Raw genomic sequence first — 15,781 nt, 5'->3', positions numbered from 1 at the left:
AAGTTCACAAGTTACCATTTTGGTAATATTTGTGTGTCGAGTCCAGTGCCTGCTCTACCACCGTATCTGCGAGTTGGAACAGGGTGGTTTGGGCGTCGGTCGAACGATTTTCGCGGATGGTTATATGCCATGTTGTCATCCTTTACATAATGGCTTGATCGGCAAGGGCATTGGTTAGTTGCAGTTGGACTGCTTGGGCGTCACTTAGGCAGGCTTTGAGTTTGTCGCACAAGGCCATGAGTTCATCGACCATACTGACGATGCGGTTTTGTTCAATCAAGGGTGGGCAGGGGAAAATAAAGTTAACCAATTGAGATTGGTTTATAAACGGCTGATCGGAACCTTGAAGATTTTCATTGAGGTGTTCAATAAAGAGAGCGCTCTGCATAAAGTAAAAAAAGTATTTTGTATTCAGTGTTTTTTTGTAGAAATCAAACTTGCCTACGCGCTGGTAAAGTATTGAAGGCATATCGTCGTCAGTAAGAATGCATACTTTCATTCTTTTGTTCAGCAGTGGTCTATTTAGAGCGATAAGTACATCTCCAGGTGATAGCTCAAGCTCAGGATACTCGTCTAAGTAACTGAGAGGCATATAATTTCTGACATCCCACTTTGTGTAACCAATGCTGACATTTGCAATTTGAAATAACTTTGCGCCAGATTCGCTATACTCTGATTTTTTAAAGCCTTTTCCTGACATTAATCTGGAAATTTCACCTAGCCGCGCCCACTCCCACCCAATCATTAGCTTAAACGGCTTTTCTTCTTCCCCAATCGGCGGCAACGGCTTTTGCTTTTTAATCTTACCCTGCTTAACCAACTGCGCTTTTTCAGCCGCAATGCGTTCTAGCAGCTTGCTGGCCGGCTCATTGTTGGTATCCTGGGGGACGAGTTTGCCCATGACGGCGAGCTGGAGGATGGTTTGTTTGAGCTGTTCGACGGCGTAGTCGGTGGTGATCAGGGTGTCGAAGTGTGCGGCGAGCCGGGTCCAGTTGTCGTTGAGCTCTTCGGCGTCGCGGGCGTCTGTCAAAGTTGCCAGCAGGGTGTCGACGAGTTGTTGGTGGGCGTCGAGGCTGGTTTCGGTTTGCTGCTCCAGCTGGTCGCAGAGGGCCATAAGTTCATCGACTTTGGCGACGATGCGGTGTTGTTCAATTAATGGAGGGAAGGCAATGACGGCGTTATTTAGAGTGCCCTTAGTTACATGTTTAAGCCCGACAGCTCCCTGAGCCATTGAAATAAAATGGTTCATGCAACCGCTTACCGCTAGCTGCATAAACTCCAAATAAATTTCGTCCGAATGAAATATGCAGTTATTAATGTGTTGATTTAATGCTGCGGGGCCACGATTCCATATGAATGCGCCAAAAGATGTCCCTGGAGTACCCGACCAGCTAATTAAAAATGATCCATTGTCTATGCGGTTTTTTTCAGCCAACTCACCAGCAAAATAATTAAATTCGGCTAGCTCATTATTAAGGTTTTGGATTCTAACGATCGGTAACCCTTCGTCCCCCCACTCCGTGGATTTGAAGGCTCTCCCATTGTGCATTTCGACTATTTCACCAAGCTTTATCCACTCCCACCCTTCTGGCAAATCAAATGGCTTTTCTTCACGACTAACTGGCGGCAACGGCTTTTGCTTCTTAATCTTACCCTGTTTAATTAGTGCCGCCTTTTTGGCACCAATCTGCTCCAACAGCACGCTAGCAGGTTCGTCACTGGGATCCTGCGGCACCAGCTTGCCGCGCACCGCCAGTTCCAGTATCAGCTCGCGCAGCTTTTTGATGCCATAGAGTTCGCGCTTGTTGCTGCTGCCTCGACCGGTGGTGGACCTGGTTTTGATGGCAGAGGTCCAAAGGTCGATATGGTCCGTGATCAGGCCCTGAGGGCCGGCTGAGCCCACCTGAAGGGTGGCACCCGGACTGGCGGGTCGATGCGTGGCAGTCATGGGTTGCCCCCCTTGCGGGATGCGGCTTTTACCTTGCGAATCTCTCCTTGGGCAACACCAACGTCTTTGGAGGTCATTGCCTCGGCAAGAATCCCTTTGAGCTGATCGCGCAATTGTTGAATCTCATTCTGTTGCCGGCTGTAGTCGGCCAGCAGTACATCCGGGTCGTGGCTGATTTGCTCCTCGACGTGGGGGTTTTTTATGTCCAGGTTGTAATTGCGGGCAACGATATCGTCGATGGACACCTTCCAGGCGAATTGGTTTTCCTGGCGGTCCTTGCGCTTGAGTTTGCTCTTCTGACTCTTGCCTTCGCCCCACCAGTCGGCGCAATCGTCAAAGTGCTCCAATTTCATGGGCTTGGTCTTGTTAAAGGCTTTGACCCCATCTGGCAGGGGCACTTCGTAGTACCAGATTTCCTTGGTGCCCTTGTTGGCCGCTTTGCTCTTTTCAAAAAACAGGATATTGGTCTTGATGCTGGTGTAGGGTGCAAACACCGAGTTTGGCAGGCGCACAATGGTGTGCAGATTGCATTCTTCCAGCAGCATTTTTTTGAGCTTGGTTTTAACGCCTTCGCCAAACAGGGTGCCATCGGGCAGGACCACGGCAGCGCGACCACCGGGCTTGAGCACCTCGACAATCAGTTGCAGAAACAGGTCGGCGGTTTCGCGGGTTTGCAGTTCGCTGGGGAAGTTCTTCTCGATGCCGTCTTCTTCAGTGCCACCAAAGGGCGGATTGGTGACGATCACATCGACGTCCGACTCCCAGCTGGACAGTGGCTTGCTGAGGGTGTTGTCGTGCTGGATCTGTACCGGTATTTCGATGCCATGCAGCAGCATATTGGTGGTGCACAGCAGGTGCGGTAACTGCTTTTTCTCGACACCGCGAATCTGGCCCTGCAGGGTCTGGTGGTCGGTGGCGGTTTTAACGTACTTGCCGCCTATATGATCGAAGGCGCAGGCCAAAAAGCCACCGGTGCCACAGGCGGGGTCGAAGACGGTTTCGCCCAGTTGCGGGTCGATCATCTGCACGATAAAGCGGGTGACGGCGCGGGGGGTGTAGAACTCGCCGGCGTTACCGGCGCTTTGCAGGTCCTTGAGGATCTGCTCGTAGATGTCGCCAAACAGGTGACGCTCGCTGGAGTCGGTAAAGTCAATCTCGTTGAGCTTGTTGATTACCTGGCGTAACAGGGTGCCGTTCTTCATGTAGTTAAAGGCGTCACTGAAGGCTTCCTTGACCACAAAGCCGCGGGGGTTTTTGTCGATGGGCGCGGTCAGGCCCTTGAGCGCCGGGAACAGATCGTTGTTGATGAACTCCAGCAGACTATCGCCGGTAATGCCCTCGTCATCGGCGGCCCAGTTACGCCACAAGTATTGGCTGGGGATGGGGGCCCGGTAGTTGTCCTGTTCGAATTCCAACTGCTCTTCCTGGGCATCGAATATTTTTAGGAACAGCAACCAGGATAGTTGGCCGAGGCGCTGGGCATCGCCATCGACTCCGGCGTCTTTGCGCATGATGTCCTGGATGGATTTGATAACTGTACTGACTGACATAGATCTCTCTTGGTTGAATTCCGGGCCCAATAAAGCCCCGGAGTCCCGCTTTTGCGGGAATTGTTGCAAATGGGAAGTTTAGGCGGATTTGGGGTCGTTGCTGTAGAGCTCGGTCTCCAAGTCACGGATAGCTTGCTGGTATTGGGGTTTACCGCCAAAGCCTTTTTTCACGATCTCCAGCGGCGAGCCCAGTTGTTTGATTGGGTGTACCTTCAGCACATTGACGCTCTCGATCTCCTGCACGCCGGCATCGGCGTATTTGTCCACCAGGGCTTCCAGCACCGATTTGGCGGTGCCCTCGTAGCGGGTGAAGTAGTTGCGCTTTTTGACGTTGTTGGCGCGCTCTAGTCGGGTTAGCGGGGGCTGATCAAATACGATATGGCAAATCATATCGAACGGGTCCATCTCTTTGCCTACCTCTTCTTCCAGCGCGGCCCAGATGACTCCCTCCGCTTCCAGTTCGTCGATGACGGCTTGCTTGCGCTGACTGCCGTTCCAGCGGCTAGTGAAGGCGTCCAGCGAGGCGAACTGCTTAAGTACGGTGTTGCGGGTGTAGTCTTTAAAAGATTCGGTCACCAGCTTGCCGTCGCTGTCGTAATACTGAATACGCTCGGCCAGCTTTTTCACGGTGACGCCGTTGACGTGGTATTTCACCCAGGGCTCACGTTCGTCCTCACCGCCAGTGTTCGTGTCGTCGCCGTAGTCGGGCCATTCATTTTTCACAGGAGTGTCATTATAGCCGGGATTCAGGTCGTCTGAGTCGCCGGTGCCGTTGAGGTTATCATCGAATTCCGGGTTTTCTAGGTCGGTAATGTCGCCGGGTTTGGAGACCAGCACCTTCTCCGGGATGCCATCGAAGTGGGGGTCGGCAAACAGCTCGGTGGCCTTGCGGAAGTCGAGGATGGTAAACCAGAGCTTATTGTAGCGATCGTCAATGCGGGTGCCGCGGCCGATGATCTGCTTGAACTTGGTCATGGACTGGATGTTCTGGTCCAGCACCACCAGTTTGCAGGTTTTGGCATCTACGCCGGTGGTCATCAGTTCTGATGTGGTGGTGATTACCGGGTAGGGCTTTTTCGGGTTGATGAAGTTATCCAGCTGGGCTTTGCCGGCGTCGTCATCACCGGTGATCTTCATCACGTACTTCTCGTTTTTGGTCATCTGCTCGGGGTTGAGATTAACGAGCGCGCGGCGCATACGCTCGGCATGGTCGATGTCGTTGCAGAAAACGATAGTTTTGGCCATGGGGTCGGTACGTTTGAGATAGGCGGTAATGGTTTCCGCCACTAATTGGGTGCGCTCATCAATGACCAGGACGCGATCGAAGTCTTTGGGGTTGTAGATACGATCTTTGATCTCCTGCCCGTGTTTGTCGCGCTGACCTTTCTCCGGCCGCCAGCCCAGCGCATCTACATCCAGATCCACGCGCACCACTTTGTAGGGGGCGAGAAAGCCGTCTTCGATACCTTCTTTGAGGGAGTAAGTATAGACCGGGTCGCCGAAGTAGTCGGTGTTGGAGACGGTGTCAGTTTCTTTGGGGGTGGCGGTTAAGCCGATTTGGGTAGCGGAGTTGAAATACTCCAGGATTTCGCGCCAAGCGCTGTCTTCTGCAGCAGAGCCACGATGGCATTCATCGATTACGATCAGGTCAAAGAAGTCCGGGTCGACCTGCTTGTACGCCTTTTGGTGCTCTTCCGGGCCGGTAAGGGCCTGATAGAGCGCCAGGTGGATCTCGTAGGCGGGGTCGACGGTGCGGCCGGTGATCTTGGTCATGGCCTGGCCAAAAGGCTGAAAATCATTAATACGAGCCTGGTCCACCAGAATATTACGATCGGCCAAAAACAGGATCCGCTTTTTCTGTTGGGCCTTCCACAAGCGCCAGATGATTTGGAAGGCAGTGTAGGTTTTGCCGGTGCCGGTGGCCATCACCAGCAGCACGCGATCCTGGCTGTTGGATACCGCTTCGATGGTTTTGTTGATGGCTTGCAGCTGGTAGTAGCGCGGGGCCTTGCCACTGCCGTCATCGTGGTAATCCTGGGTGATGATGGGCAGCTGGGCGGCGGTGTAGCCCTTCCAGGCGCAGTACCTTTGCCAGAGCTCAGCGGGGCTGGGGAAACTATCCAGGCTTATCTCGCTTTCCAGCAGGCCGCCGTGAGCGGGAGCGGTTTTATCATGAAAGACAAATCCGTCGCCATTGCTGGCAAACGCAAAGGGCACGTCCAGCAGCCGGGCGTAGTCCAGACCTTGCTGCATACCCTTGCCAATCTCGTGCTTGTTGGCCTTGGCTTCGATCACCGCCAGTGGCATGTTGAACTTGTGATAGAGCACGATATCCGCTGACTTCACCGTTTTGCGCATACCGATCTGGCCGCGCACAATCACCTTGCCATCGCGCAGTTTCACCTCCTGGCGAATCTGGGTCATGTTATCCCAGCCGGCTTTCTCCACGGAGGGGAGGATAAACTTGCTGATGATGTCCGTTTCTGACAGTTGTTTCTTGTCCATGCCTGCCAAGTATCCCCTGTATCCCTGCTGACTGTGTCATCGCGGCAATTAGATGCAACTCACCGTTGGAGTACTATAGCACCCAGTATGATCAGATGGCAGATTGGCCTCATGGCTGCGCCGGCCTTGGTTATTCTGGACTTTTACCGCGCGCGTTACGTTTCCAAGCGGGGTCGTCATAAACTGCCCAGGCTTTCTCAGTATTGGTGTTAAAGGCAGTGCCCATGCGGCGCTCGGCCTGTGTCATGTTAAAGACAGCGCAATGGGCTTCTTCCATAACCTGCTTTAGCTTATCATTGTCGACCAATTGCAGGACCACCCCAGCAAACATAAAGCCTTCAATGTAGGCCTTGCGGACATTGTCGATTTTTTTGGTCTCAGACAGGGTTGTATAAAAATCAACCAGCTGGTGTTTGACGGCATCTATAAAAGTGGCTTTGTTTTCCATGGCGTCGCGCCTGAATTTTCCTGAAAGTGATGGCTTTGGCGAAAACTTCGAGCATAGACCAAGGAATAAATGGAGGCCAGTAATAACAAGCTATCTGTGGGTCTATTGGTGGTGCGGTTGAGGCGGGGCAGTAATCGGTATTGAGAAATATCGCTTATTGGCCCACGCCGGCAAAGCATGGCCGTGAGAAGGCCTAATAACGTTGATATTCAATATGCTCACTTACATGATGAGCATCTCTTTCTTGCGGTGCCAGTGTGTGCGTGCCCCCCCCATATTCAGAATAAGTGTGTTTTTGTTTCAAATGTGCTCATTTTGCGTATAAGGCTGCGATAACTGTACTATTGTCTAGTTTTCAGGGTTTTTAGCAGGTCTGCAATGAGGGCTCGTCTTCCTTGTAAATACCAGGTCTTGATTTATGATTTTATGGGCGGCGCCGCATTTGCATTGTGCCTATACATTGAATCACTGCGTTGTTGTAAGTCATGAATAAGCGAACCCCTATGGTATATATAAAGGTGTCCATGTTCTGGACTAGGTGACTACGGTTAATCGGCCCTGTTTTTGGACCGATGAGTATTGTCCTCTACCATCTCTTCTTTGACATCGCCCCTGTTTCTGGACCGAGCCTGGACCAGTTTCTGGTCCGGGCGTTTTGTTAAATTCTAGGCTGAATTTGCGTGGGGGTGTTACGGTCGGTGATGCCGTGAGAGATTTACCTGGGCACTCATCAATCGCAAGCCAGCTAAGAGCATACAGGTTGCACACACCTCCGGGATTAGTGAACCTGCCTTCTCGGGTTTGAATGATAATGTTTGCAGATAGCAGCTCTTTCACAGACCGGGCAATGGTACTTTTGGAATTGAAGCCACGCTTTTTCAATATCGAAAATGCTACCGTCAAATTACCGTTATTGTTGCCTTTGAATTGGCTCGCCAGCTCGATCAGCAGCTTTACCGCGCCGCCTGATAGACCCTGGTAGTCAGGGTGCTTCAATACTATACGGGGTATGCCCGCGAAGCCTCCAGGGGCGTCGGTACGCCCCTTGTTTTTGCCATGCGACTTGGCCATGAATTACCCTCTTAGTAGCTTTTCAGAAATGATTTCAACGCCTCCGGGGTAAGAGTTACCAGCGACACCTTGATTCACTCTGGCGGCTTCGCTGGCCTCCTGTGGGCCTTTAGCCTCGATTAAGGGCGGGGTTATGATTTCCTGGCGAACTTCTACTTGGTAGCTATTCATTCTGCCGCCTCGCCATTCAATAGCGGCAGTGAGTCACGAACAGTATTGGCGCACCGCTCTATAGCGGCCTTGGCTGCTTTATAAGCTGTTTTGTGATCGTCCCCGGTATCCATAGCTCTTTGATAGTGAACTCCAGCTATGCGTTCAGCCATTGAGATAGCGGCGCGAAGCGAAGGCGGCAACTTGCTCCGTATTCCAACGGGAATGCCGAAAGCTTTGTTGATCATCTTTTCAACATTCATGTGGTGAATTGGTTCTGGTGTTGAGCTGCCACTTTTTCTAACCAGAGTTGATATAGCATCATGACACTCGTGATAACAAGGTAGGTAATCAGTTTTGCTAACTAGCGTTTCGCGAGCTTCTCTAAAAGCTTTAATCAAACTTTTTTTGATGGCTCTGGCGCGAGGAGTATTTTTTGAGTACGTTAACAGTAGATACGCTTGGTCCTCATTGAGGCAGGCAAAGCGTTGTGGTCTACCTTTTGACTTCCGCGTTTCAAACGCGAAAGTTCCGAATTCTTTAAAATCTGTCTGGTAGGTTTCTAGTAGCTCCAATAAGTTTTTGTGCTGAATACCTAATCCGTTAGCAATTAAGCGACTGCTTACTCGCGGCTCACTGTTTTTTATGGTGACTTCTATGGCATTGTTCATGCAATCACCCCCATAAGTGCCAATTTCTTGCGTTGGTCGACCAGATAGCGGACCAGCGTGCGGATTTGATCGTCTGACTTCCCGGCGATGATCGCGGCGATGATTGCCTGGGTCTCATGGCGAGGCCATGCTTTGGCTCTCGGGCCAATATGTAGCCCGGGCGGAAACAATCCATTTTTGATTTTTTCGTGGTGAGTTGTACTTCCCCATGCTGTCTGACCGAGCACTTCTGGCTCTCGGTCAAGAATGTATGGCTTTGGTGGAAGGGCGAAGTCACTAATGGAAGTGGTATTGTCGGGAAAACGCGTCATTTTCTGTGTCTCATTGCCGGAATGAGCGCTTAGGAGATCATGTCAAATTATCTGTATCGTTATTTATATAATTATTTTATCCCCAGATAACGATACAGATAATTAATCGCTATTTGTATGGCCTTTTCAATTTGCTGAACAGCGATTTGAAGCTGGATATCTTTACTATGTGAGTTTCCCCTGTATGCGATATCCAGATGATGTGATTGTCAGTAACTTCGTGTATGACGTCCGATTCACCATATTCTGCTTTTGATATGCTCCTCAGGTGCTTGAGGGCGGATGTCATATGTGGCAGGTTTGAATTTTTGATGAGATAGGATTTTATAAATTTGTCTACTACAGTATGAAAGACGTTGAGTTTCTGCGCTTTCTCGTTTTGGCTCGCAAGTTTTTCTCGATTGGGCTTTGAGGTGATATTAATGTTTGCAGTTACTTCATTTTGGCCCGAAAGGTCGATTTGAGTATGCTGACTGTGAGTGTTGGAGCTAAGCTGCTGAGGGGGGCGGCCATCAACTCGTGCCTTTAAAAGTTCATGCCTCGTTGTTGGGCTTTCGATAGCTGCCTCAATAAGTTTGATTGCTCTGTGGATTTCTATTGGTGAGCACTCTTGGAGGTCACTCCACTGTCCTTCGCCCAGGCTACCCTTGCTACTCCTCAGGCATTCAAGGCGTGTAAATAGCCTGATAAAGTAGTGATTTAGCTCTTTTTGTGTTTGTTCCCAATCACTTTCGTCAATATGTGGTTCTGGAGGAAGCGGTACTGCCATGATGGAAAGTGGTTCATTATCTTCCTTTTTGAGGTGGTGTCTCGCTCCACTGCGGGCAGCTCTTTTTTGAGCGGCGACTCGGGTTTGGTTAACTTTTGCCACCCATTCAAAATCTAATCTCTCGATATCTTCTGAGTTTTTTTTCTTCTGTACTATTAAGGTAGCTTTAGTATCAATTGGTTTGTCTGTAATATTATTGTCATTCATGGGGCAGTAGCTTTCTCATATCTAATAGGCCTCAAGTCAAAGCAGTACATAGCTGCTTTTTCGTCGACCAGGCTAATTAATGGTTAAACTGCAGTTCTGAGCCCCGCCCTACTTGTGCTCAGGCTCATGTTGCCGATGGCTGCTTCGTCAATGTGATTACTCCACCATTCCATCATTACGCGACGGCGCCGTAAGTAATCGGCGCGGTTGTATGCGGCCCTGACTTCGTTGCTGTCAACGTGAGCAAGGGCTGCTTCAGTAATATCCGGATCAAAACCTTGTTCGTTGAGCGTGGTGCTGGCCAATGCGCGTAAACCATGCGAAACAAGTTCACCCCCATACCCCATGCGCTTTAATGCCATGTTCGCGGTTTGGGGGTGGGTGTGATTGCGCCAGTTTCTATCCGCAGGGAATATATATTCACTCTTACCGCTGAGGGGCTTAATGACTTGTAAGAGGGCCATGGCTTGGGGCGATAAGGGGACGCTGTGAGGGCGTTTTTTTTTCATTCTGGTGGCTGGAATGTTCCAGGTCATAGTTTGTGTGTCGATTTCGTCCCAGCGCGCACCAGCGGCTTCAGAGGGCCGTGTCATGGTATGTAGTTGCCATTCGATCAGGCATCGCGTGGTTAACTTGATGCTGGCGGTTGTGAGAGCCTTCATAAGCTCCGGCAGTTGCTCGGGCTTGAGAGTGGGCATGTGCCGCTTTTGGGGTGCCTGAAAGGCTTTGCCGATACCTGCTAGAGGGTTGCTGTCGATAATGCCGGTGTTGACGGCGTAGGTCATAACTTCGTTGATTCGTTGGCAAAGGCGCTTCACAGTTTCCAGTGAGCCTTTGGCGGCAATCGGTTCCAGGATTCTGATGGTTTGCGGCGCTTTGATTTTGTGAATAGGGACCTTTCTCAGGTCGGGGAATAGGTGAAGATTGAATGATCGCCAAATGTCGTCGGCGTAGTCGACAGTGATCTTGGATTTCTTGACCTCAAACCACTTACCTGCCACGTGCTCGAAAGTGTTGGTGTGGGCTTCTTCCTGTTCTGTGCGCAGCTCCGCCTGACGCTCTTTGGGGTCGATATCCTGAGCGAGCAGTTTGCGGGCCGTTTCGGCGTCTTCCCGGGCTTGGGCTAGGGTTTTGGCGGGGTAGACGCCCAGTTGAATTTTGACGCGCTTCCTGGTGTAGGGGGTGTAATAGCTGAACGCCCACTGTTTTGCGCCGCTGGGTCTGATGCGCAGGTGTAGGCCGCCGCCATCATGGAGGCTGTACTCCTTGCCTTTAGGTTTGGCTTGTTTGACCTCGGTGTTGGTCAAGGGTTTGGTGGTTCTGGGCATTTTAGTACCCCAAGTAGGGGTTCCAGATTGCTGGGGTGCTACTAGGGTACTAAAAAATGCGAATGTTAAAAACCCTAAACGAGCTTTAATGGCCTATATATAAAGCTAAACCCGCGACTGGCGCGGGCTTAGTGGACTTTAACGAAGGTTGGTGATGGTGTGTTTGGTGGAGCCGGGGGGATTTGAACCCCCGTCCGTCAGCACTCCGCCTGAGGCTCTACATGCTTAGTTCCGCTATTTGATTTAATGCCCTACAGCCCAGCGGCCAAGACGTAAGACACGATCCTGATAAGGTTTTAGCTGATCCACCCCAGGCAGGCTTCACGGCGATCCAGTTCTGTATGACAGTCAGTAGCGCGGTACTGGCACCTTGCTAAGGACCGCTAGCGAACGTATCGCTAGAGGTGTAACAAAAGACTACTTACGCAGCCAGTTGTGCACCATAGTTGTCATCGTTGGCAACTAATAAAGTTCAGCTTTGATTTTACGTGATTCGCTGACATCACGACATGCACCCAAGGTTTTGTTACCGGCGTCGAATCCAAATCGGCCCCGTAAACAGTCGCTATTGTACACCAGAAGCGGGTCGCTCTGCACAACTATGTTTGTACGTATGTTCGTGCGAGCGGCACTAGCTGGTGAGGCTCCGCACGAGTGTGGTCAAAATCAAAACCGGGCAGAGATACTTCACATAATGGGGCCATATTTTCCAAAATAAAGTGTTCTCGATATTCGGATGGCCGGCCTGTATCGCCTGCAGCAGGCTGTTGCGGTGCCAGACCCAGCCGGCGAAGACGCACAGCATCAGGCCCAGCAGCGGTTGGCTGTAGACGGTGGTGAGGGTGATGATGAAGCCGAACAGGGTGTCGAAGTTGAGCAGGATCAGGCTGGAGCAGGCAAACACCAGGCCGCCGATGACCAGGGTGGCCTGGCGACGGCTGGCCGGGGTTTCCTCGGTGGCCAGGGCTACTGGCACTTCCAGCATGGAGATGGAGGAGGTGAGAGCGGCGATGGACATCAGGGTAAAGAAGGCGAAGGCCACCAGCAGGCCCACCTGGCCCATGGAATCAAACAGGGCGGGCAGCACCTGGAAAATCAGGTCCGGCCCGGCGATCAATTCGCCGCTGGCGTCGAAGATATTGGCCCCGTGTTCCTTGGCCACGTAGATGGCGGGGATGATCAGCAGGCCGGCGATAAAGGCGATGCCGGCGTCCACCAGGGTGACGGCGGCGCCCAGTCGCGGCAGGCTGGCCTCGTTACTGAGGTAGGAGCCGTAGACCAGCATGGTGCCGACGCCCAGGGAGAGGGAGAAAAAGGCCTGGCCCATGGCGTCGAGGATCAGCTGCGGGTGAATTTGTTCGAGGTCCGGCAGCAGGTAGACCTTGAGGCCTTCCAGCGCGCCTTTTTGCGTCATCACATAGACAATCAGGGAGACCATAATGACCAGCAGCAGGGGCATTAACCGGGTCGACCAGCGCTCGATACCGGCGGCAATACCGCTGGCAATAATGCCCATGGTGAGCAGCATAAACAGGCCCATAAAGAGCAGGTTGCGGGTCAGGCCAAAGCTTAATAGCCATTCGCTGAAGCCGGTCCAGCCGAACATGGCAGTGATGGACTCCAGCAGGTAGGCCAGCATCCAGCCGGCCACTATGCCGTAGAAGCTGAGAATCAGGCTGGCCACCAGGGTGCCGTAGAGGCCCACCGCGGTGCCGGCCAGGCGCAGGGGTTTGTTGGGGGCGATGCCGCGCAGGGCGGTGACGATATTGGCGCGCGCGTGGCGGCCGATTATCAGTTCGGCCATAAGGGCGGGGTAGGCCAGGCAGAACGCCATGATGAAGTAGACCAGCACAAAGGCGGCGCCGCCGTTGCTGGCGGTTTGGGTGGGAAAGCCCCAGATATTGCCGAGCCCGACCGCAGAGCCGGCCGCCGCCATGACAAAGCCGAGTCGGGAGGAGAATTGTTCTCTGGATGCCATGGGTTGCGCCTTTGCTGCGGGTGGCTAATATTGTTGTTGCCGCATTGTGCGTTGCGGGTGGTTTGTTGTTCAAGTATTGTTGGAAAAATTGTGGAATAATCAAAAAGGAGTGAACGTCATCCAGCATGGCGCCACGTGCGTTCGAAGCAGCTGGATTTGATTTTTTAAAATAACAATAACACCTGAATTCATCGGGTAAATCATAATAAGGGCTTAAGCTATGTCTAATAATTCCCATAGAGAGATAACATCTTGTGTCATGCGCGGCTTGCTACCCGTCTGTGCCAGCGTACTGGCGCTCAGCGGTGCGCTGGCGAATGCGGCAAACGGTAAGGACGGCGCCAAAGATGGCGGTAAGGTTATGGAGGAGGTGGTGGTCACCGGTACCCGCAAGGCTGGCCTGTCTCCGGAGGAAACCCTGTCGCCCATTGATGTGATTGGCGGCGGCTCGATCAGCAATCAAGCGTCTTTTAATCTCACTGATTCCCTCAGCAAGATATCCCCGTCACTGAATACCCAGCGTTTTCCCATCGCCGACGGCACTGCCTTTGTGCGCCCGGTGACTCTCAGGAACCTGTCGCCGGACCATACCCTGGTGCTGGTGAATGGCACCCGCCGCCATCGCTCCGCGTTGGTGAATTTGCAGCTGGCACCGCTGGGTACGGTGAATCAAGGCTCCCAGGGGGTAGACTTCTCCGCCTTCCCCTCCGCCGCGATCAAGCGCGTCGAAGTGCTGCGTGATGGCGCTTCGGCCCAGTACGGCTCCGATGCCATCGCCGGGGTGGTCAATGTCATTCTCAATGACGCCAAAGAGGGCTTTAATCTCTCCACCCAGTACGGCGAGTATTCCGAAGGAGACGGCGATCGCTTTACCATCAGTGCCAACGGCGGCCTGCCGCTGGGGGATAACGGCTTTGTCAATTTGACCATCGAGCATTCCACCTCCGATATCACGTCCCGCGGCAATGCCCGCCCGGACGCCGCCGCAGTTGCCGATATCGTCGGTGCTGACCAGGTTCCCTACAATGGTTTTGGCCAGCGCTGGGGCGATCCGGACGTGGAGGCGACCAAGTACTTTGTCAACGTCGGGTATGACTTGAGTGACAAGCTCGAGGTGTACGGCAATGCCAGCTATATGGATAACGAAACCCTGTCGGGCTTTTTCTATCGCGGCCCGGTGCTGCCCACCGCGGCGGACAATATCGCCAATCCGCCGCGCACCACCTTGATGACCGATGCCAATGAGGACGGTATTGCCGATCCTGCCGATATCGCGTTGGTGAACGACATCCAGATGCAAGGGCTCGACCCGGCTGATTATTTGACTGCCGATGGCACCAGTCCCAGTGGTTACTCCCTGCTGAACCCGATTCACACGTTGTTCCCCGGTGGTTACAGCCCACTGTTCGGCGCGGATATCACCGATTACGCGGTTATCGTCGGCCTGCGCGGTGACAACAATGAGGGCTTCAGTTGGGATGTGCGGGCGCGGGTAGCCGAGAACGAAGTGGTGTATGTGCTGGAGGACAGCATCAACCCCAGCCTTGGCGGCTTGTCACCGACCACCTTTAACCCCGGTACACTGACCCAGGAAGAGACCAGTTTTAATGCCGACTTTGTGAAAAGCTGGGAGGCGAGGGGCTGGAACCTGGGCTTTGGCTTTGAGTGGCGGGACGAGACCTACAAGATCGGCGCCGGGGATGAGGCTTCTATCGCCGTGGGCCCCACCTTTGCCCAATTTGGCGTTGGTTCCGACGGCTTTCAGGGCTTCCCGGTGGAATCGTCAGGCTCCTTCGAGAGTGAAAGCTATGCCGCCTACGTGGATGTGGAGGTCGACTTGACCGAGCGCTTGTCCGGCGCATTGGCGCTGCGCTACGAAGACTTTGATGAGTTCGGCTCCACCCTGGACTGGAAGCTGTCCGGGCGTTTTGAAATCACCGAGGAAGTGGCGGTGCGAGCCACGGCCAATACCGGCTTTCGCGTACCGACACCCGGCCAGGTCAATACCCTCAACACTACCACCACGGCCGACTCCAGCGGCAACCTGATTCCCAGCGGAACCTATCCGGTGGCCCACCCTGTGGCAGTGGCGCTGGGCTCCGAACCGCTGGACCCGGAGGAATCCACCAGCTTTACCCTGGGGGTGGTCTACACGCCGGCCAATAATGTCACTGTGACCATGGATTACTACGACATCGAGATCAAGGACCGTATCGCCCTGCAGAGCTTCACCATCGGCGCGGCCGAGTTGGCGTTGCTCAATGCCGCCGGGGTGCCGAACGCCAATTTGTTGAGTGGCAGCAACGGCAACTTCTTCGTCAATGGCTTCCAGTCCGAGGTGTCCGGTATCGACCTCAATATCCACACCACTCACGAGTTGAGCAAGGGCTCGCTGGACGTGGATTTCCGCCACAACTACAACCAGCAGGAAGTGTCGGATGTGAAGGGCAGTACCATTGGGCCGGACCGGATCTACGACCTGGAAAATCAAATTCCGGAGCACAGTTCAGTGCTGACCTTCACCTATAACCAGGATATCTTCGAAGGCATGGTGCGGTTTAACCGCTATGACGACTGGTCGTCCACCGGCGGGTTGTTCGGTCCCGGTGACGCGTCGGACGCCGCCAACTACGATGGCGAAATCCTGGTGGATCTGGAAGCCCGTTTTAACTTTGACGATAAATACTCTGTTGCTATTGGGGGAGAGAACGTCTTTGACGTGTACCCGGATGATGAGGCCGACGGCACGCTGCAGTTTCTCGGCCAGCAATATTCGGTGACCTCGCCGTTCGGTTTCAACGGTGCCTTCTGGTACTTGCGATTGTCAGCCAGTTTCTAGGAGAGC

12 protein-coding genes and 1 other RNA gene are annotated in these 15,781 nt (G+C 53.1%); 1 reads left to right on the top strand and 12 read right to left on the bottom strand.

The genetic code is table 11. The features are described 5' to 3' along the window. Window positions 1-142: 142 nt before the first annotated feature. From G8764_RS06330 to G8764_RS06275, 12 genes are all read right to left on the bottom strand, one after another. Window positions 143-1,948, bottom strand: a complete 1,806-nt coding sequence (locus G8764_RS06330; RefSeq protein WP_166163251.1) for a restriction endonuclease subunit S — start codon at window positions 1,946-1,948, stop codon at window positions 143-145. After that, window positions 1,945-3,498: an N-6 DNA methylase gene (locus G8764_RS06325; RefSeq protein WP_166163248.1), complete on the bottom strand. Its 1,554-nt coding sequence runs from the start codon at window positions 3,496-3,498 to the stop codon at window positions 1,945-1,947. Before G8764_RS06325 ends, G8764_RS06330 begins: the two co-directional genes overlap by 4 nt. Before the next feature lie 78 nt (window positions 3,499-3,576). Beyond that, a complete protein-coding gene (gene hsdR, locus G8764_RS06320) occupies window positions 3,577-6,003 on the bottom strand; it encodes an EcoAI/FtnUII family type I restriction enzme subunit R (RefSeq protein ID WP_166163245.1) in 2,427 nt (808 codons plus the stop codon). A 130-nt stretch (window positions 6,004-6,133) separates the two neighbouring features. Then, window positions 6,134-6,451 carry a hypothetical protein gene (locus G8764_RS06315; protein WP_166163242.1) on the bottom strand — a complete coding sequence of 106 codons (318 nt, stop codon included), beginning with the start codon at window positions 6,449-6,451 and terminating at the stop codon, window positions 6,134-6,136. 534 nt (window positions 6,452-6,985) lie between these two features. After that, window positions 6,986-7,522, bottom strand: a complete 537-nt coding sequence (locus G8764_RS06310) for a hypothetical protein (RefSeq protein ID WP_166163239.1) — start codon at window positions 7,520-7,522, stop codon at window positions 6,986-6,988. 3 nt (window positions 7,523-7,525) lie between these two features. Beyond that, window positions 7,526-7,693 carry a hypothetical protein gene (locus tag G8764_RS06305; protein ID WP_166163236.1) on the bottom strand — a complete coding sequence of 56 codons (168 nt, stop codon included), beginning with the start codon at window positions 7,691-7,693 and terminating at the stop codon, window positions 7,526-7,528. Then, window positions 7,690-8,343, bottom strand: a complete 654-nt coding sequence (locus G8764_RS06300) for a Rha family transcriptional regulator (RefSeq protein WP_166163233.1) — start codon at window positions 8,341-8,343, stop codon at window positions 7,690-7,692. Before G8764_RS06300 ends, G8764_RS06305 begins: the two co-directional genes overlap by 4 nt. Next, entirely contained in the window at window positions 8,340-8,654 is a 315-nt protein-coding gene (locus G8764_RS06295; protein ID WP_207951734.1) for a helix-turn-helix transcriptional regulator, read from the bottom strand. The genes G8764_RS06300 and G8764_RS06295 overlap by 4 nt, the downstream gene beginning before the upstream one ends. A gap of 109 nt (window positions 8,655-8,763) precedes the next feature. Next, window positions 8,764-9,630, bottom strand: coding sequence for a hypothetical protein (locus tag G8764_RS06290; protein ID WP_166163230.1), 867 nt, complete (start codon window positions 9,628-9,630; stop codon window positions 8,764-8,766). An 83-nt stretch (window positions 9,631-9,713) separates the two neighbouring features. After that, window positions 9,714-10,958, bottom strand: a complete 1,245-nt coding sequence (locus G8764_RS06285; protein ID WP_166163228.1) for an integrase domain-containing protein — start codon at window positions 10,956-10,958, stop codon at window positions 9,714-9,716. A gap of 164 nt (window positions 10,959-11,122) precedes the next feature. Next, window positions 11,123-11,512: a transfer-messenger RNA gene (ssrA, locus tag G8764_RS06280) on the bottom strand. Window positions 11,513-11,589: 77 nt separating this feature from the next. Beyond that, the gene (locus G8764_RS06275) at window positions 11,590-12,936 is read right to left on the bottom strand and encodes a sodium-dependent transporter (RefSeq protein WP_166163225.1); all 1,347 of its coding nucleotides are present in this window, start codon (window positions 12,934-12,936) and stop codon (window positions 11,590-11,592) included. 220 nt (window positions 12,937-13,156) lie between these two features. Here G8764_RS06275 and G8764_RS06270 point away from each other — a divergent pair, with 220 nt between their 5' ends. After that, window positions 13,157-15,775, top strand: a complete 2,619-nt coding sequence (locus G8764_RS06270) for a TonB-dependent receptor plug domain-containing protein (protein ID WP_243748646.1) — start codon at window positions 13,157-13,159, stop codon at window positions 15,773-15,775. Window positions 15,776-15,781: the final 6 nt, after the last annotated feature.

It is taken from the genome of Pseudomaricurvus alcaniphilus (genome assembly GCF_011440395.1).
Lineage (GTDB): Bacteria > Pseudomonadota > Gammaproteobacteria > Pseudomonadales > Cellvibrionaceae > Pseudomaricurvus > Pseudomaricurvus alcaniphilus.
The sequence above is the reverse complement of the archived record's forward strand: the minus strand, read 5'-3'. Positions and strand labels throughout refer to the sequence as shown.